This window comes from Treponema sp. TIM-1 (assembly GCF_046533115.1).
Classification (GTDB): domain Bacteria; phylum Spirochaetota; class Spirochaetia; order Treponematales; family Breznakiellaceae; genus JAIRMO01.
Genome location: NZ_JAJQRC010000026.1, coordinates 17943 through 38767 on the forward strand (window position 1 = coordinate 17943; position 20825 = coordinate 38767).

The window sequence follows — 20825 nt, forward strand, 5'->3', positions numbered from 1 at the left end:
ATGGCCAAAAAAAATGCAATTTATGCGCCCGGGGAATTGGACCGGGTACGGGAAAAACTAGGGGATGTGGATGCCCAGGAGGCTAAACGGCTCGCCCAGCTTCTGGGCGGCGAGGTCGGCGTAGAGCGATCCGAAACGCCAAAGCCGATTAAACGAAATCCCCCCCCGGTACGGCGTCAAGTAGTTGAGCCGGGCCGCCGGAGTTATGAGGTCCAGCCGCGGCTGGAGCGGGTAACGGCGCCGCCGGTATCCCCGCCTTCCCCCCGGAAGAAAGCCAAAACCGGTGCGGATGATCCCTCGGTACCGATAAGGTTGTCCTACTGGGAACGGGTTAAAATGGACCGGTATGCCGGTAATCCGGAATTCGGCATAAAGAGTTTCTTTCAGGTGGTACACTCGGTGATGTCGATTTTTGGCAGCATTCCCGACCGGGTAAGCCCCTCATTTGTTAACCGGAAGATGAACGATTATTACAAACGAATTGAAACCCTGGTAACCGCGACCCGCACCCTGATTCCACGGAATGATAAAAAACGCAGCGAACAGCTTAAAAAAACCTCTTTTTTTGCGTTTACCGTATTGAATACCATCCGGTACTGGAATATTGAACGGATCGCTTCGGACTTGGCTAAAATTCAGGCCCATCCCCGAAAGGCGGTGGCCGCTGAATTTATCGATATACTCCGGGCAATATATAAACCGCTTTTTGTCCTTGAGCAGCTGGACATGGAACGCCATATCAAGGAAGCCTATAAACTTCTGTACAAGATACTGTACCTGGAAGATCCGGTGGAGGCAAAGGAAAAATATCAGGAACTTATCCGGATTTCCCTCAACACCCTGTTGATGGTCCGCCGGGAGATCCGGTTTCTTCTGTATCCGCTTTTGCTTAAACTCCTCTCGGACCGGTTTTTGCCCTATGAACAGTTTTTTATTGAACGGAAAAACCGGTTTATGGCGTTTATAGATGCCCGGGAAGAGGAGACTATTTCTCCTGCCCTGGCGGAACGGGATCTGCATCCCGAGATCGCCCCGAAAGAGGAGGAAGGGGAAGCCCCGGAAAGTGAAGAGCCCGAAAGCGAAGAAAAAAAGGAGAAACAAGCGGCCGCGGAGTCTGAGCATAAGGCGGTGGAACGGGGACTTCATACCCTGGAAATGCTTTTTCCCAAGGCGGGGTGGGAACGGATCGCTTCGTTTCCTGATTTTTATCCTTATTTTTCCGATATCTTTAATTTAAAGCGAAATTATGATCTTATCGCCCCCACGGATCCCCTTCAGCAGGTGGCGATCCTGACGCGGATCCTGTCGGAGTTGTTTTTTGGACTTCGTTCGGTAAAATTTGGGGTGGTACTTGGATCCGAGGGTATTACCGAACGGATCGACGAAGCCTTGGGAAATACCCTTAACAACTGGAACATCTATGCGGAGTTAAGTTTTGATAAGGAATATCTTCCCCGGCTGGTGGAATATTGCCATGTTTTGGACAGCGCCGTTGAATCCAGGAATTCCAATTACACCAAACGGCTGCTCAATGAACTCCATTGGATAAAGCGGCTTTATTTTTTACCGTATTATAAATTTGAGTCCTTTTACGCGCCTCCCTTTAAAAAAGGTGATATCGGCGCCCTTTATCCCGAAATCAGACGGCTGCGTAAATATCTTACCGCCGTAGCGGCAGGGATAGAACAGGGAAACAAACAGGGGGGGGCGGAAAAAATGGTGGCCTGTGACGGCATTGATAATCCCTGGGAGCCCTATGTTTTCCAGGTCGCCAATCCCGTTTCTACCAGGCTTGACGCGCTTTTAAAGAACCCCAAACAGCGAAATAATGCGGCCCTCGTCTTTTTTACCCTGGCGGTTACGACGGTGTTGGATTATATCATCAACAACGAAAGCAGTTGGGCGTATGAAAACAAACCGGGACCCTTGTTCCGCAGTCTCGGCGGAGAAGGGACCAGCCCCCTTTACGGGGTGGAGAATAAGGTGGATACTAACGCCCTTTTTAAGGCGTCCCTGAAAGAACGGGAACAGGCAAAAGACGCCGATAAGTAGGGGCGTTCCTATAGTTTGCCGATACGGCGGCGGGCTTCCTGGACCGTGATTCCCTTTCGGCCGGCCCAATCCGCCAGCTGATCCTCCCCGATGGTTCCCAGGCCGAAATAATAGGCCCGGGGGCTGGAAAAAAACATACCGCATACCGAAGCGGCGGGGACGATCATGGCGGTATCGGTTAATTCCAGCCCGCATTTTTCCCGGGCCCCCAATACATCAAAACATATTTGCTTATCGTAGTGATCGGGACAGGCGGGGTAGCCAAAGGCGGGACGTATCCCCCGGTAGGCCCCCCGTAAAATCTCCTCCGGGGAGAGGTTCTCCTCCGGGGCGTAAGCCCATAGTTCCCGCCGTACCCGGAGGTGCAGCTCCTCGATAAAGGCCTCGGCCAGGGTGTTTGCCAGGCTGGAAAGGAGGAGCCTCCCGTAGTCATCGGCTTTATAGGCGGCCTCCGCTTCCGGCAAGCCAAAACCCGCGCTCAGGGCAAAAAGGCCGATCCAGCCGGCCGTCCCCCCGGGAGCTTTTTCGGGGATAAAGTCGGCCAGGCACGGGTTGGGCAAACCGGCCCGTTTTTTCCCCTGGTTCCGCAGAAAGGAAAACCGGGCAATGGCCGCTTCCGGTGCAAGATCCCGGGTCGGACCGCCGGGATCGTAGAGGAATAGGTCCTCCCCCTGGGAAAAGGCCGGGAAAAAACCCAGAACCCCCCGAAGGTTTAGTATTTTTTGGGAAACTATCCGGTCCAAAAGGCTTTTTGCATCCTCCAGCAGCTGGGTTTCCGCCTTTTCCCGTTCCGGGGCAGCCTCGGGCCGGGTTTTTTCCCGGGATGCCGGGGACATATCCCAGGCGTGGAGGAAATCTTTCCAGTTGATATAGGGGATTATCCGGTCCAAGGGGTAATCATTAAAGGTTTGAATTCCCCGGAGCCGCGGTTCCGGGGTATCCGTATCCGGGGGGATTTTATTTTGCCGGGCCGTTTCCAGGGGCAGCAGTTCAATTCGGGTTTGGATGGATTGGTGGTGTTTTACCGCTTCCTGGTACTTGAGTTCCAATTCTTCCAAAAAACGGGGCCGGTAGGTGTCGGAAAGAAGGGCGCGGACCGCCCCGGCGGAACGGCTTGCGTCGGGAATATACACCACGGGACCGGAGTATTCCGGAACGATCCGCAAACCCGTGTGGGCAAGACTGGTGGCGGCCCCGCCGATGAGGAGGGGTATGGTGAGTTTGTTTTTTTCCATTTCTTGGGCAACGTTGACCATTTCATCCAGCGAGGGGGTGATAAGCCCGGAGAGGCCGATAAGATCGACCCGCTCCTGTTGCGCGATTGTTATGATCTGTTCCCGGGGTACCATAACTCCCAGATCCAGGATATCATAACCGTTACAGCCCAACACCACTCCCACAATGTTTTTCCCGATATCGTGGACATCCCCCTTCACCGTGGCGAGAAGAATCCTGCCCTTATCCCTTCCGGCGGCGGCGGTTTTTTCCGCTTCAATAAAGGGTTCCAGGATGGACACCGCCTTTTTCATTACCCGGGCGCTTCGGATCACCTGGGGAAGGAAAAGCCGCCCTTCCCCAAAGCGGTTTCCGATTTCCCCCATGGCCCGCATCAGGGGCCCCTCAACTATATCCAGGGAACGGGCGCATTCGGATCGCAGGGCCCGGAGATCCTCCTCAATAGCGTCGTCCTGGCCCGTGAGCATGGCATGGAGGATCCGGTCTTCCGGGGGAAGGGAAGACCGGGGTTTGGCCGTTTGATCCCCCTTTTTTACGGCCGTTCCTTTGGATTTTTCCATTAGTTCCATCGCCAGGACCAGGAGCCGTTCCGCGGCCGCCGGTCCCCGGCATAAAATTACATCCTCCACGGTCTGCCGCAGGGGGGGATCCAGCTGGTCATAGGGGATCAAGCCGGCCTTTACAATGGCCATGGAAAGGCCCGCCTCCCCGGCATATTTAAGAAAAACCGCGTGCATGGCTTCCCGGATTGTTTCGTTGCCCCGGAAGCTAAAGGAGAGGTTGGAAACCCCCGCGGAAATTTGAGCGCCGGGACAGTGGGTCTTGATCCATTCGCAGGCACGGATAAAATCCAGGGCATAACGGTCATGTTCGGGGATCCCCGTGGCCAGGGCAAACACGTTGGGATCAAAGATTATATCCTCCGGGGGAAATCCCCGGCCAATAAGCAGGGCATAGACCCGGGCGGCGATTTCGATTTTCCGTTCATAGGATCCGGCCTGGCCCTGCTCGTCAAAGAGCATCACCACGATAGCCGCGCCATAGGTCCGGGCAAGGAAGGCTTTTTTGAGGAATTCCTCCTCCCCTTCCTTAAGGCTTATGGAATTGACAATGCCCTTGCCCGGGAGGCACTTCAAGCCGGCCTCCAGCACTTCCCAGCGGGAACTATCGATCATAAAGGGAAGACGGGCTATGTCCGGGTCCGACAGGGCCAGGTTCAGGAAACGGATCATGGCGGCCCGGGCATCCAGAAAGGGATCGTCCATGCAGACGTTGATCACCGCGGCCCCCTTAGCTATCATTTCGTGAACCATGCCCAGGGTTTCATCGTATTTGTCCTCCCGGATAAGCCCCAGGAATTTTCGGCTCCCCGGGGCATGGGCCCGTTCACCGATAATGGTGAGCCCCTGTTCCCGGTCCACCGGGAAGCTTTCCAGTCCCGCAAGCCAGGTTCCCGGCCTCGGCTTGGGAGGGATCCGGGGCGCCTGGTTCCGGGTTTTGGTGGCAATGGCGGCGATATGGGCGGGGGTAGAACCACAGCACCCCCCCAGGATATTCACCAGCCCTTCCTGCAGATAGGCTGCTGCCTGGGCGGCCATGGATTCGGGGGTCTCGTCGTAGGCCCCCAACTGGTTGGGGAGCCCCGCGTTGGGGTGGGCGCTGACCAGATAGGGAGCCAGGCGGGCCAGGCGGGCCAGGGGCTTTTTGAGCTGCTCCGCCCCAAAGGAACAGTTGAGGCCGATTGACCAGGGGTCGGCGTGGGATACCGAAACCAAAAAGGCCTCCACGGTCTGCCCCGTAAGCAGCCGGCCCGCGGCATCGGAGACGGTGGCGGAGATCATCAGGGGGAAGGCCGGGAGGGAGCTGCCCCGTTCCCCCAGGAGGCGGCTGATGGCGGCTATGGCCGCCTTGGCATTGAGGGTATCGAAGACGGTTTCGATGAGGAGTATATCCGCGCCGCCGTCCAGCAGGCCCCGGGCGTTTTCATAATAGGCCCCTTCCAGCTCATCCCAGGTGACGTTCCGTTTGCCGGGATCCGCTATATCCGGGGACATACTGGTGCTTTTGGCGGTAGGTCCGATACTCCCCGCCACGAACCGGGGCTTTTCCGGGGTGGCATACTTGTCCGCCGCTTTCCGGGCAATCCCCGCTGCCGCGGCGCTGATCTCGTAGGCCAGCTCCCCGATACCGTAATCGGCCAGGGACACCGGCGTGGAATTGAAGCTGCAGGTTTCAATGATGTCCGCCCCGGCCTGCAAATAGGCTTCGTGGATCCCGGTGATAAGTTCCGGTTTGGTAAGACAGAGAAGGTCGTTACACCCTGCTAGTTCCCTCCCGTGGGAGGCGAACCGGCTGCCCCGGAAATCAGCTTCGGCGAGATGGAAACCCTGGATCATGGACCCCATGGCGCCGTCGAGGATAAGGATCCGTTCCCGGGCAATTTTATTGAGCCGTTCCCGAATAGTCATAGGGAAACTGTACCATACTTGGAGGAAAAGGGAGAAGATCGCCAGGACCGCCACTTCACATAAAAAAATATTTAGATTAGCCGTAACATGGCCGAATATATAAAGGAATAATAGCAGTGCCAATTTCAAAATTCAGTTGGTTTTGGAACTGGCTCTGCAAAAGCGGCCTAAAGGTTCGCTTTTGCTTAAATCCAAGGTTGCTGTTTCAAATTTGAAACAGCCTCAGTTATGAGGAAAATCATGAAAAAGACAAATATTATTTTGATAATAACGGCCTTTTTATTCGTTGCGGGAATCAATGCCGCCGCCGGTGGAAAAAAGCAGCCTGATCCGGCGCCTTCTGTGGTTCTTGCGCCTGAACCTGAGATTGCCTTGCCGCTGCCTAAAACACCGTTTACCATTGCGATGCGCCGGGCCCTTCCGGATGATCAACTCAACCGGATACAGTTTTTTCTGTCTAATGGCATTACCCTCACCCAAGAGGAAACGAGAATGAACATCAAAGTTGATGTGACGGGTAAAATAGTCACCACCGATGGATTGGATTATAACCAGATACGCATACCCGCGGAAACTCCCGGGCGGCTTGGGGTGAACAGCGAGTATAATACGGAGTATGGCATCCTGGCGGTTTGTTTTGAAGATATGAACATAAACAATAATGTCGTTTATTTTCAACCAAATCCGGATAGGGATAGGTATGAGTTGATGTATTTTTCCCGGGATGGTACCAAGCTGCTAAAATACGGGGACCTGGATTACGAGATATCCTATCTTCGTGAAATACCCTATTTATTGGTCATTAACGAGCAGCAAAAAGATGACCGTATGAACACCAGAACCGTTACCGGCCGTAATCCCTAAAACCAAGGAATAAGCACCGGTTTTGAAACCGGTTCAGATAAGGATGTAGTATGCAAAAATTGGATTTTCCTGCGGATTTTCTCTGGGGAACCGCCACCGCCAGTTATCAGGTTGAAGGGGCGGGACACGAAGGGGGGCGGAGCGAGTCGATATGGGATACCTTTGCCCGGAAGCCCGGAGCGGTTTACGGCGGCGAGAGCGGGGAGATTGCCTGCGATCAGTACCACCGGTATAAAGAAGATATCGCCCTCATGGCGGAACTGGGCTTTAAGTCCTACCGCTTTTCCCTGGCCTGGCCCCGGATAATCCCCGAGGGGACCGGCAAGGTCAATCCCCAGGGGATCGCCTATTACCGGGCTATCTGCGAGGAACTGCATAAATATGGTATCAAGGCCTGCGCCACCATTTATCATTGGGATTTACCCCAAAGCCTTCAGGATAAGGGGGGATGGACCGAACGGTTTATCACCGAAGCCTTTGTCGAATACGCCAAGGTCTGTTTTGCCGAGCTGGGGGACCTGGTAGATCAGTGGATCACCATCAACGAGCCCTACTGCATAGCCTATTTGGGGTATCACCTTGGGGTCCACGCCCCGGGGATTCAGGATATCCAGGCGGCGATCAAGGCGGTACATCATGTCAACCTTGCCCATGGCCTCGCGGTCAAAGCCTACCGGAAAACCGGGCTCAAGGCCCCCATCGGCATCACCTTGAACCCCAGCACCCCCCGTCCGGCCACGGCCCGCCGGGAAGACAAAAAGGCCGCGGAGACCGCCCGGGCGGTGGAAACCGAAGTATTCATCTATCCGATTTTAGGTAAGGGCTACCCGGAACTGGTTACCAAAAAACTGGGTTTGGTTATCCCCGTCAAGGATGGGGATCTGGAAACCATCGCCCAGAAGATAGACTTTATCGGGATTAATTATTATGCTGAATATCCGGTGGCCTTTGATAAAAAGGAGCCCTTTAAATACGGCGCCAAACCCTCCTGGCAGGATACCAGTGATATGGGCTGGCCCCTGGTTCCCGAAGGGCTTGCCCGGCAGCTCCGATGGATAGGGGCGGTTTCCGGCGGGCTCCCCTTGTACATTACCGAAAACGGATATGCCCGGCAGGATTATGTGGAAAAAGACGGCCGGGTCCATGACCGGGAGCGGATCAAATACCTAAAACAGCACCTGAAGGTCTGTTCGGATCTGATCAAAGAGGGGGTCAAGCTGCAGGGGTATTTTGCCTGGTCTTTTATGGATAATTTTGAATGGGCCTGGGGATATAGTAAACGGTTCGGCATTGTCCATGTGGATTATATCACCCAAAAACGTACCCCCAAGGACAGCGCCTATTTTTTCCGGGATCTTATCGCCGGTTACGGCGAGGGATGATAGAAAGCAAAGGAACCTCAGGCGTGCGCCCTGAGGTTCTTCTTGCGTGACGCCCCGCATTTTTCGCAGCCACAGCCGCAGGGGAACCTGCCTTTGCGGAGGTTTAGGATGGTCCTGACCAGGGCAAAGGCAATGATCCCCAGGACTATTGCGCCCACGATAATGGTGGAAAGGTTTTCCGAAATAAAAACACCCATAAAATCTCCTATGCCGCGGCCCGGTGACCCTCCCGGGGTTTAGCTTTTTTTGCCGGCTTCCGTACCAGGAGGCAGACAGCCAGCGCCAGGGCGGCGAAGCCAAAGACCGTTCCCACCCCAAAACCGCCCCCGGAAAAGAAGGCTCCCAACTGATATATTATGAGGGCGATAACATAGGCGTAGGCGGTCTGATAACCCAGGGCGAACCAGGTCCATTTGGCGTTGTTCATCTCCCGCTTGATGGCTCCGATGGCGGCGAAACAGGGGGCGCAGAGGAGGTTGAAGGCCAGGAAGGCATAGGCGGAGATCACCGTAAAATTGGCGGCAAAGGTATCCCAGAACTCAAGGCCGTCCTCAGCCGTTTCCGCATAGCCGTAGAGTACCCCCATGGTGCCCACCACGTTTTCCTTGGCCACCAGGCCCGTAAGGGTCGCTACGGCGGCGTCCCAGGTGCCGAAACCCAGGGGGGCGAAGATCCAGGCAATGGCCCCGCCCAGGGCCGCGAGGAGCCCGTCGTTAAGGTTCTCCACCATGCGGAAGCCTTCGGCGGTAAAACCAAAGCTCGAAAGGAACCAGATAAGCACCGCGGAGACGAGGATCACGGTGCCGGCTTTTCTCATAAAGGACCAGGCCCGCTCCCACATGCTCCGCAGGATGTTGGTGATTGTGGGGAGGTGGTAGGCGGGAAGCTCCATCACAAAGGGTGAAGGATCTCCGGCGAAAATCCTGGTCTTTTTAAGGATGATCCCCGAGACGATTACCGAAAAGATCCCCAGGAAATAGGCGCTGGGGGCGACCCACCAGGCGCCTCCCAGGACCGCCCCGGAGATGAGGGCGATGATGGGCAGCTTTGCCCCGCAGGGCATAAAGGTGGTGGTCATCACCGTCATCCGCCGGTCATACTCGTTTTCGATGGTCCGGGAGGCCATCACCCCGGGGATTCCGCAGCCGGTACTGATCAGCATGGGGATGAAGCTCCGTCCCGAAAAGCCGAAACGCCGGAAGATCCGGTCCAGGATAAAGGCGATCCGGGCCATGTACCCACAGGCTTCCAGGAAGGCCAGGAAGATAAAGAGGACCAGCATCTGGGGGACAAAGCCCAGCACCGCCCCCACCCCGGCGATGATCCCGTCCAGGATGAGGCCGTTGAGCCAGTCCGCGGTCCCGGCGGCTTCCAGCCAGCCCCGCACCATCACGGGGATCCCCGGCACCCAAAGGCCGAAGTCCTCCGGAACGGGCGCTTCGGCCAATGCTCCCGCATCAAAGGCTGCTACCGCCTTTGCAAAGGCGCCGCCTCCGCTGAGATGCCAGCCTTCGCCGAAAAGGCTGTCGTTGGTCCAGTCCGTTACCCAGGTTCCCACAGTGGTCACCGAGATAAAATAGACCAGGAAGATCACCGCCCCAAAGATGGGCAGGGCGGCAAAACGGTTGGTTACCACCCGGTCGATCTTATCGGAGGGGCTGAGTTTTTCCCGGGACTTCTTTTTAAGCAGCCGGGGGAGTATGCCGGTGATATAGTGGTATCGTTCCTCGGTGATGATCGTTTCCGCATCATCCTCCCGCTCTGTTTCCACGGCCTGGATCAGGGCCTCCGCCCCGGGAAGGCGTAGGCTTTCCGCAAATTTGGCGTCCCGTTCAAAAACTTTAAGGCTGAAAAAACGCCGCTGAACCTGCGGGACCGTATCCCCCAACAGGGCCGTGATTTTATCCAGGGCCTCTTCCACGGGCGCTGAAAAACGACAGGGGACCTTTCCCGGGGCCTTGGCGGCGGCCCGGATTGCGGCTTCCGCCGCCTCCCGCACCCCTGTGCCCTTGAGGGCGGATACTGCCAGGGTTTCACAACCCAGGATCCTCCCCAGCTCCCCCAGGTTTATGACATCCCCGGCCTTTTCCACCACGTCTATCATATTCACCGCCGCCACCACGGGGATCCCCATGTCTAAAAGCTGGGTGGTCAAAAAAAGGTTCCGCTCCAGGTTGGTCCCGTCGATGATATTGAGGATTACCTCGGGTTTTTCCTCCAACAGGTAGTTCCGGGCAATGACCTCCTCCAGGGAATAGGGGGACAGGGAATAGATCCCCGGAAGATCGATAACGCTTATATCCTTATAGCCCTTGAGGCGGCCTTCTTTTTTTTCTACCGTAACCCCCGGCCAGTTTCCTACAAATTGATTTGCCCCGGTAAGGGCGTTAAAGAGGGTCGTTTTGCCGCTATTCGGATTACCCGCTAAGGCAATTTTTATCGCCATGAATTTCTTTACCGGATCTCTATGATATCAATATCCGCTTTACGGAGGCTGAGTTCATAACCCCGAACATTCACCTCCACCGGATCTCCCAGGGGGGCTACCTTCCGTACCAGGATTTCCGCGTCCCTGGTTATCCCCATATCCATGATCCGGCGTTTTACCGGTCCCTGCCCGTGGAGTTTGACCACACTGACGGTCTCTCCGGGCTTGACATCCTTTAAGGTCCGCATATTTTTCCCCTTTCTTTATGCAGCCATAGGCTCTTTCCCAGAATTTCAACCTTAGAAACAGACTATACCATTATTTTATTCGCCATCTCCCGGCTTATGGCAATCCGGGAATCCTTTACATTGACAATCAGGTTCCCGTTTATCTCGGATACCACCGTAACGGGACTGCCCACCACAAAACCAAGCGTTTCCAGCCGTTTTTTGGTGTCGTCCCGACCGCCAATCCGTTTTATTGAATTTTTTTCACCCGGTTTAACCAGAACTAAAGGCATCGGCCCCATCTCCTTCGGGATTTCTGTTAGTTTCTTTTAACTATAGGTTAGTAAAAACTAACTAAAAAGTCAAGAGGGAATTTTTGGAATCCCTGGGTTTTGGGATTACCGTACTTGTTTTTTTTTATCATTGTGATAAAATAAAGTAGTTTCCAAAATCGTTTGGGTTGGGAATCGGTTTGAGGGTTTTCGGTTTTTCAGCGGATGCTGAAGGCAGCGTTATATTTTATATATGGAACGAATCTTTATCGGTAAAAAAACGCTTCAATTTCACTTTAAATGGGCAAAAGTATATGCCCCTGATTTTACGTCATGATCCTTATCCAATGCCGGGACCTGTCCTTTGCCTATGAGGGAACCCCCGCGGTACGGGGGATTAACTTTACCATAAAAGAGCGGGATTATCTGGGGATTGTCGGGGAAAATGGGTCCGGCAAAAGCACCCTGATCAAGGGGCTTCTGGGACTTAAATCGCCCCAGGAAGGGGATTTGGTGATGGAGGGACTTAAACCATACGAAATCGGTTACCTCCCCCAATACCGGGCTGCGCAGATGGATTTTCCCGCGGGGGTTTTCGAGGTGGTCCTTTCCGGGCGGCTCAGCAGCCGGGGGATCCGGCCCTTTTATTCCCGGGAGGATAAACGGGCGGCGGATGAAAATTTAAAGTCCCTGGGGATTGGGGACCTGCGGAACCAGTGTTACCGGGAGCTTTCCGGGGGACAGCAGCAACGGGTCCTCATCGCCCGGGCGCTTTGCGCGGGCAAAAAGCTCCTGATCCTGGATGAGCCCGCCGCGGGGCTCGACCCGGTGGTCACCGTGGAGCTTTACCGGACTTTGCAGCGGCTCAACCGGGAGGCGGGGATCACCATTATCATGGTTTCCCATGATATCCCCGGGGCGGTGAATTACGCCAGCCATATCCTCCACCTGAAAACGGATCAGCTTTTTTTTGGGACCAGCGCCGAATACGCGGCTTCCCCCATGGGGAAGCGTTTCTTGGGCGCCCCCCCGGAGGCAGTATGATCGATATTTTAATGGAAATGTTTTCGTATACCTTTCTGGTCCGGGCGGTTATCGTGGGATTTCTGGTATCCCTCTGCGCCTCCCTTTTGGGGGTAAGCCTGGTCCTGAAACGGTACTCCATGATCGGCGACGGCTTATCCCATGTGGGGTTTGGGGCCCTGGCCCTGGCCACGGCGATGAACGCCGCCCCCCTGGCGGTTTCCATTCCCATTGTGGGAGCCGCGGCCTTTCTCCTGCTCCGGCTCAGTGAGAAACACGTCATCAAGGGGGATGCCGCCATCGCCATCGTGTCCACCGGGGCCCTGGCCCTGGGGGTGATGGTGATCTCCGTCACCACCGGGATGAACACCGATGTTTGTAACTACCTTTTCGGCAGTATCCTGGCGATGAATAAAAACGACGTTACCCTCAGCATTATTCTGTCCGTAATGGTCCTGTTCCTTTTTGTTGCTTTTTACCATAAAATCTTCGCGGTTACCTTTGACGAAACCTTCGCCAAAGCCACGGGTACCAAAACCGGGATATACAACATGCTGATCGCCTTCCTCACCGCCATCACTATTGTGCTGGGGATGCGGATGATGGGGGCCTTGCTTATTTCCAGCTTGATTATTTTCCCTGCCCTTACCGCCATGCGGCTCTGCAAGCAATTTAAAACCGTAACCATCTGTTCCGCTTTGGTTTCGGTGATCTGTTTTTTCATCGGGGTGGTGATCTCCTATGTCTACGCCACCCCCACCGGCGCCAGTGTGGTGATCATCAATATCCTGGCTTTTCTCTTGTTTTGGGGAATCAAATCTTTTAAAGGGAGCGTTCAACGATGAAAAAAATCGGCCCGGCCCCGGCCGCCGGTACTACCGGCGGGTTTTTATCGGTCCTTCAGGGCGGTAAAGCGCTGGGGATACTGTTGCTTTTGTTGGCTCTGGGCGGATGCGGCAACCGGATCGGCCCGGTCCCGAAAAACCAGGCCGGTACCCAATCGGTGATCATCCCCGGCTATTCCTCCGTATCCGCCCCCATAGAGAACAGCCCGGGAGGTTTTGACACCGGGGAATTGCCGGTAACGGAGCCGGTAAAAACCCACGAGGTCCTGGAAAGGGGCGCCCTTGTCCAGGATTCGACGGGTGTAATCGAAATAAAGGAAAAGATGTTTATCGCCCAAACCAACGATGTGTACCTTAACCCGGAAGATTATTTGGGGAAAACCATCAAGTTGGAGGGGCTTTTTAAAACCGAAATCGGCTATGAAAACACCTATTTTTTTGTCATCCGTTACGGACCGGGTTGCTGCGGATACGACGGAAACGCGGGGTTCGAGGTGCTCTGGGACCATCCCGGCCCTGGTCAGGAAAAGTACCCCGAAGAAGACGCCTGGGTAGAAGCGGTGGGAAAGCTGCAATACTACGAGGAAGACGGATATCCCTACCTGTATTTGTCCCTCAACTCCCTGGCGCTTAAGAAAAACCGCGGAGCGGAATTTGTAAGCCAGTAGGTTTTTTGTATTATATTATAAAAAAACCTCTTTTTTGCCGATAAGTATGAAGATGGGATTCAAATTTTTGGGTAGCGGCATAGTCTTTTTCTTCCTCGTGATGATATTTTCGGGAAGGGGTCTTTTTGCCGCGATACCCATTACCACCGGATCCGCCTCTCCCCAGGAAGTCCGTTCCCAGGTTATCGCCGCGGCGGAGCAATACCAGGGGACCCCCTATCGTTACGGGGGCACGGACCGGCAGGGTCTGGACTGTTCCGGCCTGGTCTACCGCAGCTTCCGGGACGCCCTGGGAATAGACGTTCCCCGGACGACCGCCGAGTTGCACGCCTGGGCGGAGCCCATCCAGGAGGCCAACCTTATGCCCGGGGATCTGGTGTTTTTTAACACCACCGGCCCCCTGTCCCATGTGGGCCTCTACGCCGGCAAGGGCAAATTCATCCACGCCGCTTCTTCGGGGCAACAAACCGGGGTGATCTATTCTGAACTCAGCGCACGGTACTGGAAAAATACCTTTGCCGGGGCCGGGAGGATCCTGCCTTCCGGGGACCCGGTGAACCGGGTTCATCCCACAGCGAACCCGGTCCATCCCGCAGCGAAACCGGAGCCCCTGCCGGCGAGGGGTCAAACCGCCGAAGTTGAGCCGGGCCCGTTCCATTTGGGGTTCGGGCTGGCCCCCTCCTGGAACAGTCTCTTGGAAAACAACCCTTCTTTTAGAGGGGCGGTTATGCAGGCGGGCCTTTTTTATGATCTTCCCCTCCGGCTTTTACCCATCAGGATCGGGCTGGAACTCCGGCCCCAGTGGGATACGGCCCTGCATGTTTTTCGGATGCCCATAGCGATTTCCGCGGGGTTTAAGGAACTTGTCAGGATTTTTGCGGGCCCCGCCTTTGCCATCGGATCGCCGGTACTCAATACCGGTGACGAAAACCGCCCGTATACCGGCGGGAACAGTTGGCTGGGGGAAATAGGCATTGCGGTGGCGCCCCTCTCCTTTAAACTCCCCCGGGGGGCCCTTTCGGTTTATGGGGAGATTGCCTGGCAGTCCTATGTTAAGGATCCTGCCTTGGAAGCCGACTGGAAAGCGGATGTAGGAACGGCGCTGCGGGTTTCTACCGGATTGCAGTATCTATTAAATTGGTGAAGATTCTTGCGCCAAGTTTTTAATTTCTGTAACCCCCCCGGAGGCATTTTGTTATATTATATGTAAGACCTCCTCCATGATTTACTTTTTTCGCCGCCGCCGTTTTCCTCCTTTCGGCGGCGGCTCTTTTTTTATTTTGCAGGGAATCGGGAAAAGCTCCACCACTGGTTAAAACCAGTCCCGGGCCTGCTCTTCTTCGATGGAGGTAAGGGGACCGTGGCCGGGATACACGGTAATTGCCCGGTCCAGGGCCAAAAGCCGGTCCAGGCTTTTTTGAAGGACCTGCCAATCCCCGCCGGGAAGGTCGGTGCGGCCGACTCCCGCCTTAAACAGGGTGTCCCCGCTAAAGAGGATCTTTTCCCGTTCCAGGAGAAATCCCGCTGATCCGGGGGTATGTCCGGGCAGGTGGAGGACCGTGAAGGGGCCGATGGTGTCCCCGTCGGCGAGCAGCCTGGTGGGGGCAGGCTGATCCTGCCAGAACTCATCCACATAATCGGCGCCTCCTGCAGCGGCAAAACTCCGGTGGTGGGTCTCATAGGCGCCGGGACCAAGGTAATTTTCATCATCCCGGTGAATCGCTATTTCTGGGGAACCGCTTCCTTCAAAGGCCTTGATCACATCCGGCAGGGCGGCGATATGGTCAAAATGGCCGTGGGTTAGTATAATATACCGGGGCCACAGGTTAAGCCGCCGGAGCCGGGCAATGATTGCCGGGGCGTCTGCTCCGGGATCGATAACAATGCCCGCTTGGGGTTCGGTTTTCTCCGGCTCAGGTCCGTTTGAAGCGGACGCCGGCAGGATCCAACAGTTGGTTGCAATGGCTCCTACCAGAATATGGTTGATCATGGAGGAATTATACCCTGAGGATATATCATTTACTAGTAATCATTGCGATGGTGGTTTTCTGGTACGTTCTCGTTCCGGTGGTGGGGGCCATTTTTAACTACCGCTCGTGGCGGAATTTCCAGCAGTGGTTTAACAAGCTCAGGCTGAAACCTTTTCTGGATTATACCGCTTACCAAACCACTGAGGAGGGGCTTTTCCGGTTTATCGGGGGTTTTGAGTCCACCGATGGGCAGACCCTCTGGATCCGGAGCACAAAACTCACCGTTCCCGTGGCCATTGCCGGCGCCCAAACCTACCTTTTCCCCATGCCCAAGGGTGAAACCGCACCGGAGGACTTCTATCCCGACGAGGAAGCGCCGGAACGGATCCGGTGGGACCGGGTTTCCACCCTGACCGAGGGCGCCCGGGTATTTGTCGGCGGGCTTCTGCGGCCCCTGGATAACCGGATGACCTTTGTTTCCACCAAAGAAAATCCTCTGCTGGTCATATTTTATGATGGGCCCGAACGTTCCCTGACTAACGGGATCATCCGGGTGGGACAGTATCAGAACAAATATTGGAACCGGCTTACCCCCTATGGCATTATATTGGGGGCCTTTTCCCTAATCATCATGGCCTTTTCTTTCATTTCAAGACCCGCCTTCCGTTTAACCTCGATTGTCGCTTTTATTGCCCTGTTTATCCCCTTCTATCCCTTCCTGCCCCCGGGGATGATCTTTACCATGTTGTACCGAAGGCTCAGGCGGCAGGCCGGAATCTACCACTTTTGCCGTGATTTGGCCCGGCTTCCCCTTTCTTATTTTTTCCCCGGAGAAAAAATAACCAAACTCCCGGACGGTGAATCCTACGGGTATGTATCCTGTGCCACCCTGCCCACCGGTGAAAAGGCGGTTCCCCTGCTTATCCCCGAAGAGCTCCTTCGTAAACGGAAAAATTGGTATGTGTTTGGCGCCATGAGCGGGGAAGGGCCGCCGCAGACAGAAACGGCCGGGGATCCTGCGGAACCGGTGAATTTTCCCGGCCAACCCCGGGACCTTTTCGCCCCCTGGGGGGCAATTCCGGGGGAACCCGAGACCCTGGCCCGGGGTTATACCAGCAGGGGCCGGCTTCTGGAGATAATCTCCTGGCTCATGCTCCTGGTGGGGTTAGTTGTCAATATATTCTTTATCGGAATGATAGTTTTCGTCGGTATGGCTATCTTCTTCCTGCGTTGATTCCAGGGGATCGCCGGGCAGATCCGGCTCATGCTCTTCCGCGGATTCTTCCTTCCGGTTCCGGGCGTAGTTTACCACCAGGGTTCTGCCCCGGAAGGAGCTGCCGTTCAGGGCTTCAATAATTTTATCCGCCGACGAGGTACGGACCTGGAGGAAGGAATAGTTATCCAGGATACGGATAGCCCCGATATCCTCCCGGGGGACCGCGGTTTTGGCGTTGATGAGTCCCAGGAGTTCCCGGGGGAAAACCTTTCGGTTCCTGCCTATGCCGATAAATAACCGGGCCGACTCTTCCTCCGCTAAGGGATAATGGGTGACCTCTGTCCGGTCTGTCCGATCTCCCCGGTCTCTCGGGGGTTTTGCGGATTTACCGGGCCGCTTTCGGGTATGCTGCCCTTCAAATAACATCAAAAGATAGGCGCTCAGGTAGGATCGTTTAAACAACGATACCTCCCGCCTGATCAGGGAACGATAGGCGTTTAGAAGCTCCGGGTCCGCCTCGGTGTGAATTTTGTCAAGAAATTCAGCCAAATGTTTTTTTATTGCTACGTCATCGATCTGAGAAGCCATTCAATTTTCCTACTCCCGGGAATCTCCCATTTTCACTGGTGGCGCTTCAAAACTTGTTATTTTGAAACAGGGGCGCCTTTCCCCAAAACCAATTGGTTTCAGGAAAGCCTCAATCTTAATTAACAGTGCCATAAATTTTTTCTTTACTCAAGACCGGCTTTCCGGATAGTTTTAAACTGTACCGGTAAACATAGGGCTTAAAGTTTTCCCGCAATAATACCCGGGAAAATCCTTCGGAATCACAGGGGATGTCCACCAATACGGTGGATATGTGTTTAGGATCGATCATGGACACCAAGCGGGAAAGCAGGGATTCCCCCAGGCCAAGCCCGCGGTATTCGGGATTTACCTCCAGAGCGGTGATGTAGAGGGCCGAACCCCGGCGGATGGCGGAAATATAGGCGGCAAAATCGCCGTGACCGGTCTCGGCGACCAGGGCTAAATCCCCGGGAAATATCTGTGGGGGGGGATCGTCAAAGGATGCTTCCAGGCTGCCGGCTAATCCGTTTTTTTCCGCATATTCCCGGTAATCCTCAAGACATTGGCGGTGCAATTCGGTCGCCGGGATCATGTCTTCTGATTCGGGTTTGCGGAATTTGAAATCCTCCAGGATCAGGTCATCGGTTTCCTCAGGTTCTATCCCAATACGATCCAGCCCCCATTCTTCCCGGAGGGCATTATACCATTTAAGGATAGCCTTTTTCATCTCCCGATCTTTAAAGGTAAACCACAAGCGTTCCGATTCGGGGTAGGCGCTGAGGACATTTTTAAATGCCCGGAATACCCCTTTCCCCCGGTTTAAGGCGTCGGTCAAACGCTCCCGGACTAGGGGATTTCTGAAACCTGCGGCAAAACGCTCCATTAAACGGTAGCCATCGGAGGAATCCCAGACCGGCAGGGCAATATACCGGTTCTCCCGATCCGCAGCCCCTTCTACATCTTCCCTATTAATGAGGGTCCCTTCCTGGGTATCCACGAAAAATTCCTGATTTTGATCTTCCATAGAAAATAAAATATCATCGATCAGGGCTTTACTTAGTTCAAATTGCATATTTTAATTGTAGAGATAGCTTGGGAAGATCGTCAAGAGAAATGAACGTTTTTAGGGCGGGTTTACCCGTATCGAATACCCAAGCGGTCGCGGCTTGTCTTTTCCTCCACAGATTACTAAGATAATACCATGGCTGTCAAACATACCCCCGGTGAACGGATTGCCGAATTATGCAAAACCTATTCAATCAGCAGGGAGGTCCTGGCGGAACGGAGCGGTCTTGACGTTGAGCTTATCCGCCGCATTGAGGAGGAAGGGCACATCCCGGATCTGGCGCCGCTGTTAAAAATCGCCCGGGCCCTGGGAGTCCGGCTGGGTACGCTGTTGGATGATCACCAAGAGCTGGGCCCGATCATCACCCGTGCGGGGGAGGCGGAGGAGACCGTCCGTTTTGTGACGGGACTCCCCGAAGCCGGACCTTCCGGCGGCAAAGCGCTTGGCCATCAGGGGCTCAATTTTAAGGCCCTGGCTGTTGACAAGGGGGGCCGCCACATGGAACCCTTTATCGTCGATATAGAGCCGGAAGCGGTGCAGGAAAAATCGACCCATGAGGGGGAGGAGTTTATTCACGTGCTTTCGGGAAAACTCTCCCTGGAATACGGCAAGGCCTCCAGTGTCCTGGAGGCTGGGGATTCGGTTTATTACGATTCCATTGTGCCCCACCGCCTGCTTTCGGCGGATAAGCAACCGGTGCGGATTCTGGCGGTTATTTATACCCCGGTATAGGAAGCGGGTATGGAATTTTTTGAAACAACCTTAGGGGCGCTGCTGCGGGAAAAAGCCCAAACCCAACCGGATCATGATTTTCTCGTGTATGCGGACCGGGACCTCCGGTTTACCTACGCCGAATTTGACCGGCGGGTGGATGATTTGGCCAAGGGTTTTCTTGCCATCGGTCTTAAAAAGGGCGACCATGTCGGTATCTGGGCCACCAATGTTCCGGACTGGAATACCGTCCTTTTTGCCGCGGCCCGGGCCGGGATGGTCCTGGTAACGGTGAATACCTCCTACAAAACCCATGAGCTGGAGTATCTGGTTCAGCAGTCGGATTTGGCATGTCTCTGTATCATTGACGGCTGGCGGGATTCGGACTATGTGGCCATGGTCAACGAGCTTATTCCGGAACTCAAAACCAGCCCCCGGGGCCGGCTTCAATCCGCCAAATTCCCCTATTTAAAAAGCCTGGTCTACATCGGCCCGGAGAAACACCGGGGGATGTATAATTTTTCGGAGCTCCTCCTCCTGGGACAGCACAGTGACGATACCCTGCTCCGGGCCATTGAAGCCCAAAATGAAACCAACGAAGTGGTGAATATGCAATACACGTCGGGGACCACGGGCTTTCCCAAGGGGGTCATGTTAACCCACCGGAATATTCTTAACAACGGCTTTGGCATCGGGGAGAACCAGCGCTTTACCGAAAAAGACATCGTATGCCTGCCGGTGCCCCTGTTCCACTGTTTCGGCCTGGTCCTGGGGATAATGGCGATCATCACCCACGGGGCCACCGCGGCCATGCTGGAGTGGTTCGACCCGCTTTTGGTTTTGGCGACCATTCAAAAGGCCAAATGTACCGCGGTCTACGGGGTGCCCACCATGTTTATCGCCGAACTCCACCACCCCATGTTCAAAATGTTTGACCTCCGCAGCCTCCGCACCGGGATCATGGCGGGCTCCCCCTGCCCCATCGAGGCGATGAAACAGGTGATCGATCAGATGTATATGACCGAGGTCACCATCTGTTACGGCCTGACCGAGTCTTCCCCGGTGATGACCCAGACCCGCTACGACGATACCCTGGAGGTAAAGGTGGAAACCGTGGGCCGGGCCCTGCCGGGGGTGGAGGTGACCATCCGGGACCCGGAAACCGGGGAGGAGTGCCCCGTGGGGGTTCACGGGGAGTTTTGCTGCCGGGGCTACAACGTGATGAAGGGTTACTACAAGATGGAGGAGGCCACCCGAAAGTGCATCGACGAGCAGGGCTGGCTCCACTCCGGGGACCTGGGGGTCAGGGACCGGGACGGCAACTTCCGGGTTACCGGCCGGATCAAGGACATGATCATCCGGGGCGGCGAAAATGTCTACCCCAAAGAAATTGAGGACTTCCTCTACACCATGCCGGGGATCAAGGACGTACAGGTGGTAGGGGTGGCCAGCAAAAAATACGGCGAAGAAGTGGGGGCCTTTATTATCCTTCACGAAGGCGTGGCGCTGAGCGAGGAGGATGTGCGGGACTATTGCCGGGGCAAGATCAGCCGCTTTAAAATTCCCCGCTACGTCTTTTTTGTGGACGCCTTTCCCCTCACCGCCAGCGGCAAGATCCAAAAGTATCTGCTCCGGGAAATTGGCGTGAAAAAAGCGGAGGAAGGCGGGCGAGGCCTGTTATGAATCGACCACGAAGGCGAATAAGGAAGAATAAGATTAACCACGAACGACACGAACAGCACGAACTTTTGCTTCGATATTCCGGAATTTATACCTGAATTCTCTTCTTTGTTCGGGGGAAAGCAGGAAAGAACTATCGGTGAAAACGCC

At 55.0% G+C, this 20825-nt stretch carries 18 protein-coding genes; 10 read left to right on the forward strand and 8 right to left on the reverse strand.

Annotated features, from left to right (window positions below; all coding sequences use genetic code 11):
- Window positions 1-2052, forward strand: coding sequence for a hypothetical protein (locus LQZ21_RS10175; protein ID WP_411044224.1), 2052 nt, complete (start codon window positions 1-3; stop codon window positions 2050-2052).
- An 8-nt stretch (window positions 2053-2060) separates the two neighbouring features.
- Here LQZ21_RS10175 and metH read toward each other — a convergent pair whose 3' ends face one another.
- On the reverse strand, window positions 2061-5756 hold the full coding sequence (gene metH, locus LQZ21_RS10180) for a methionine synthase (RefSeq protein ID WP_411044225.1): 3696 nt from the start codon (window positions 5754-5756) through the stop codon (window positions 2061-2063).
- Window positions 5757-5996: 240 nt separating this feature from the next.
- On the opposite strand from metH, the gene LQZ21_RS10185 reads away from it, so the two are divergent.
- Together LQZ21_RS10185 and LQZ21_RS10190 are read left to right on the forward strand one after the other, a co-directional pair.
- Window positions 5997-6620 (forward strand): flagellar basal body-associated FliL family protein, encoded by a 624-nt coding sequence (locus LQZ21_RS10185; RefSeq protein WP_411044226.1) that lies wholly within the window; start codon window positions 5997-5999, stop codon window positions 6618-6620.
- A gap of 50 nt (window positions 6621-6670) precedes the next feature.
- Window positions 6671-8002 (forward strand): GH1 family beta-glucosidase, encoded by a 1332-nt coding sequence (locus LQZ21_RS10190; protein ID WP_411044227.1) that lies wholly within the window; start codon window positions 6671-6673, stop codon window positions 8000-8002.
- A gap of 17 nt (window positions 8003-8019) precedes the next feature.
- On the opposite strand, the gene LQZ21_RS10195 is transcribed toward LQZ21_RS10190, so the two are convergent.
- The 4 genes from LQZ21_RS10195 to LQZ21_RS10210 all read right to left on the reverse strand — a co-directional run bounded on the left by LQZ21_RS10195 (window position 8020) and on the right by LQZ21_RS10210 (window position 10950).
- On the reverse strand, window positions 8020-8199 hold the full coding sequence (locus LQZ21_RS10195; RefSeq protein WP_411044228.1) for a FeoB-associated Cys-rich membrane protein: 180 nt from the start codon (window positions 8197-8199) through the stop codon (window positions 8020-8022).
- Window positions 8200-8207: 8 nt separating this feature from the next.
- Window positions 8208-10448, reverse strand: a complete 2241-nt coding sequence (gene feoB / locus LQZ21_RS10200; protein WP_411044229.1) for a ferrous iron transporter B — start codon at window positions 10446-10448, stop codon at window positions 8208-8210.
- A gap of 8 nt (window positions 10449-10456) precedes the next feature.
- Window positions 10457-10678 (reverse strand): FeoA family protein, encoded by a 222-nt coding sequence (locus tag LQZ21_RS10205; RefSeq protein WP_411044230.1) that lies wholly within the window; start codon window positions 10676-10678, stop codon window positions 10457-10459.
- A gap of 62 nt (window positions 10679-10740) precedes the next feature.
- Complete coding sequence (locus LQZ21_RS10210) at window positions 10741-10950, reverse strand: FeoA family protein (protein WP_411044231.1); 210 nt, start codon at window positions 10948-10950, stop codon at window positions 10741-10743.
- Between the two features lie 312 nt (window positions 10951-11262).
- Between LQZ21_RS10210 and LQZ21_RS10215 the strand changes: the two genes are divergently transcribed.
- The 4 genes from LQZ21_RS10215 to LQZ21_RS10230 are packed head-to-tail and all read left to right on the forward strand — an operon-like array spanning window position 11263 to window position 14609.
- Entirely contained in the window at window positions 11263-11973 is a 711-nt protein-coding gene (locus tag LQZ21_RS10215; protein ID WP_411044232.1) for a metal ABC transporter ATP-binding protein, read from the forward strand.
- Window positions 11970-12797, forward strand: a complete 828-nt coding sequence (locus LQZ21_RS10220) for a metal ABC transporter permease (RefSeq protein WP_411044233.1) — start codon at window positions 11970-11972, stop codon at window positions 12795-12797. The genes LQZ21_RS10215 and LQZ21_RS10220 overlap by 4 nt, the downstream gene beginning before the upstream one ends.
- On the forward strand, window positions 12794-13465 hold the full coding sequence (locus LQZ21_RS10225; protein ID WP_411044234.1) for a TIGR03943 family putative permease subunit: 672 nt from the start codon (window positions 12794-12796) through the stop codon (window positions 13463-13465). Before LQZ21_RS10220 ends, LQZ21_RS10225 begins: the two co-directional genes overlap by 4 nt.
- 46 nt (window positions 13466-13511) lie before the next feature.
- Window positions 13512-14609 carry a C40 family peptidase gene (locus LQZ21_RS10230; protein WP_411044235.1) on the forward strand — a complete coding sequence of 366 codons (1098 nt, stop codon included), beginning with the start codon at window positions 13512-13514 and terminating at the stop codon, window positions 14607-14609.
- Window positions 14610-14777: 168 nt separating this feature from the next.
- Here the strand turns inward: LQZ21_RS10230 and LQZ21_RS10235 are convergent, their stop codons facing one another.
- Window positions 14778-15455 carry an MBL fold metallo-hydrolase gene (locus LQZ21_RS10235; RefSeq protein ID WP_411044236.1) on the reverse strand — a complete coding sequence of 226 codons (678 nt, stop codon included), beginning with the start codon at window positions 15453-15455 and terminating at the stop codon, window positions 14778-14780.
- A 47-nt stretch (window positions 15456-15502) separates the two neighbouring features.
- Here LQZ21_RS10235 and LQZ21_RS10240 point away from each other — a divergent pair, with 47 nt between their 5' ends.
- Complete coding sequence (locus LQZ21_RS10240; protein WP_411044237.1) at window positions 15503-16669, forward strand: hypothetical protein; 1167 nt, start codon at window positions 15503-15505, stop codon at window positions 16667-16669.
- On the opposite strand, the gene LQZ21_RS10245 is transcribed toward LQZ21_RS10240, so the two are convergent.
- Together LQZ21_RS10245 and LQZ21_RS10250 are read right to left on the reverse strand one after the other, a co-directional pair.
- The gene (locus tag LQZ21_RS10245) at window positions 16601-17239 is read right to left on the reverse strand and encodes a DbpA RNA binding domain-containing protein (RefSeq protein ID WP_411044238.1); all 639 of its coding nucleotides are present in this window, start codon (window positions 17237-17239) and stop codon (window positions 16601-16603) included. The two genes, LQZ21_RS10240 and LQZ21_RS10245, sit on opposite strands and share 69 nt — an antisense overlap.
- A gap of 115 nt (window positions 17240-17354) precedes the next feature.
- Complete coding sequence (locus LQZ21_RS10250; RefSeq protein WP_411044239.1) at window positions 17355-18290, reverse strand: GNAT family N-acetyltransferase; 936 nt, start codon at window positions 18288-18290, stop codon at window positions 17355-17357.
- A gap of 129 nt (window positions 18291-18419) precedes the next feature.
- Between LQZ21_RS10250 and LQZ21_RS10255 the strand changes: the two genes are divergently transcribed.
- The gene (locus LQZ21_RS10255; protein ID WP_411044240.1) at window positions 18420-19016 is read left to right on the forward strand and encodes a cupin domain-containing protein; all 597 of its coding nucleotides are present in this window, start codon (window positions 18420-18422) and stop codon (window positions 19014-19016) included.
- Window positions 19017-19025: 9 nt separating this feature from the next.
- Window positions 19026-20678, forward strand: a complete 1653-nt coding sequence (locus tag LQZ21_RS10260) for an AMP-binding protein (RefSeq protein WP_411044241.1) — start codon at window positions 19026-19028, stop codon at window positions 20676-20678.
- Window positions 20679-20825: the final 147 nt, after the last annotated feature.

What these genes read in the sequence shown, in the direction of transcription:
- LQZ21_RS10175 (WP_411044224.1), top strand. Translation starts at nt 1, where the DNA reads ATGGCCAAAAAAAATGCAATTTATGCGCCCGGGGAATTGGACCGGGTA.
- metH (WP_411044225.1), bottom strand. Translation starts at nt 5,756, where the DNA reads ATGACTATTCGGGAACGGCTCAATAAAATTGCCCGGGAACGGATCCTT.
- LQZ21_RS10185 (WP_411044226.1), top strand. Translation starts at nt 5,997, where the DNA reads ATGAAAAAGACAAATATTATTTTGATAATAACGGCCTTTTTATTCGTT.
- LQZ21_RS10190 (WP_411044227.1), top strand. Translation starts at nt 6,671, where the DNA reads ATGCAAAAATTGGATTTTCCTGCGGATTTTCTCTGGGGAACCGCCACC.
- LQZ21_RS10195 (WP_411044228.1), bottom strand. Translation starts at nt 8,199, where the DNA reads ATGGGTGTTTTTATTTCGGAAAACCTTTCCACCATTATCGTGGGCGCA.
- feoB (WP_411044229.1), bottom strand. Translation starts at nt 10,448, where the DNA reads ATGGCGATAAAAATTGCCTTAGCGGGTAATCCGAATAGCGGCAAAACG.
- LQZ21_RS10205 (WP_411044230.1), bottom strand. Translation starts at nt 10,678, where the DNA reads ATGCGGACCTTAAAGGATGTCAAGCCCGGAGAGACCGTCAGTGTGGTC.
- LQZ21_RS10210 (WP_411044231.1), bottom strand. Translation starts at nt 10,950, where the DNA reads ATGCCTTTAGTTCTGGTTAAACCGGGTGAAAAAAATTCAATAAAACGG.
- LQZ21_RS10215 (WP_411044232.1), top strand. Translation starts at nt 11,263, where the DNA reads ATGATCCTTATCCAATGCCGGGACCTGTCCTTTGCCTATGAGGGAACC.
- LQZ21_RS10220 (WP_411044233.1), top strand. Translation starts at nt 11,970, where the DNA reads ATGATCGATATTTTAATGGAAATGTTTTCGTATACCTTTCTGGTCCGG.
- LQZ21_RS10225 (WP_411044234.1), top strand. Translation starts at nt 12,794, where the DNA reads ATGAAAAAAATCGGCCCGGCCCCGGCCGCCGGTACTACCGGCGGGTTT.
- LQZ21_RS10230 (WP_411044235.1), top strand. Translation starts at nt 13,512, where the DNA reads ATGAAGATGGGATTCAAATTTTTGGGTAGCGGCATAGTCTTTTTCTTC.
- LQZ21_RS10235 (WP_411044236.1), bottom strand. Translation starts at nt 15,455, where the DNA reads ATGATCAACCATATTCTGGTAGGAGCCATTGCAACCAACTGTTGGATC.
- LQZ21_RS10240 (WP_411044237.1), top strand. Translation starts at nt 15,503, where the DNA reads ATGGTGGTTTTCTGGTACGTTCTCGTTCCGGTGGTGGGGGCCATTTTT.
- LQZ21_RS10245 (WP_411044238.1), bottom strand. Translation starts at nt 17,239, where the DNA reads ATGGCTTCTCAGATCGATGACGTAGCAATAAAAAAACATTTGGCTGAA.
- LQZ21_RS10250 (WP_411044239.1), bottom strand. Translation starts at nt 18,290, where the DNA reads ATGCAATTTGAACTAAGTAAAGCCCTGATCGATGATATTTTATTTTCT.
- LQZ21_RS10255 (WP_411044240.1), top strand. Translation starts at nt 18,420, where the DNA reads ATGGCTGTCAAACATACCCCCGGTGAACGGATTGCCGAATTATGCAAA.
- LQZ21_RS10260 (WP_411044241.1), top strand. Translation starts at nt 19,026, where the DNA reads ATGGAATTTTTTGAAACAACCTTAGGGGCGCTGCTGCGGGAAAAAGCC.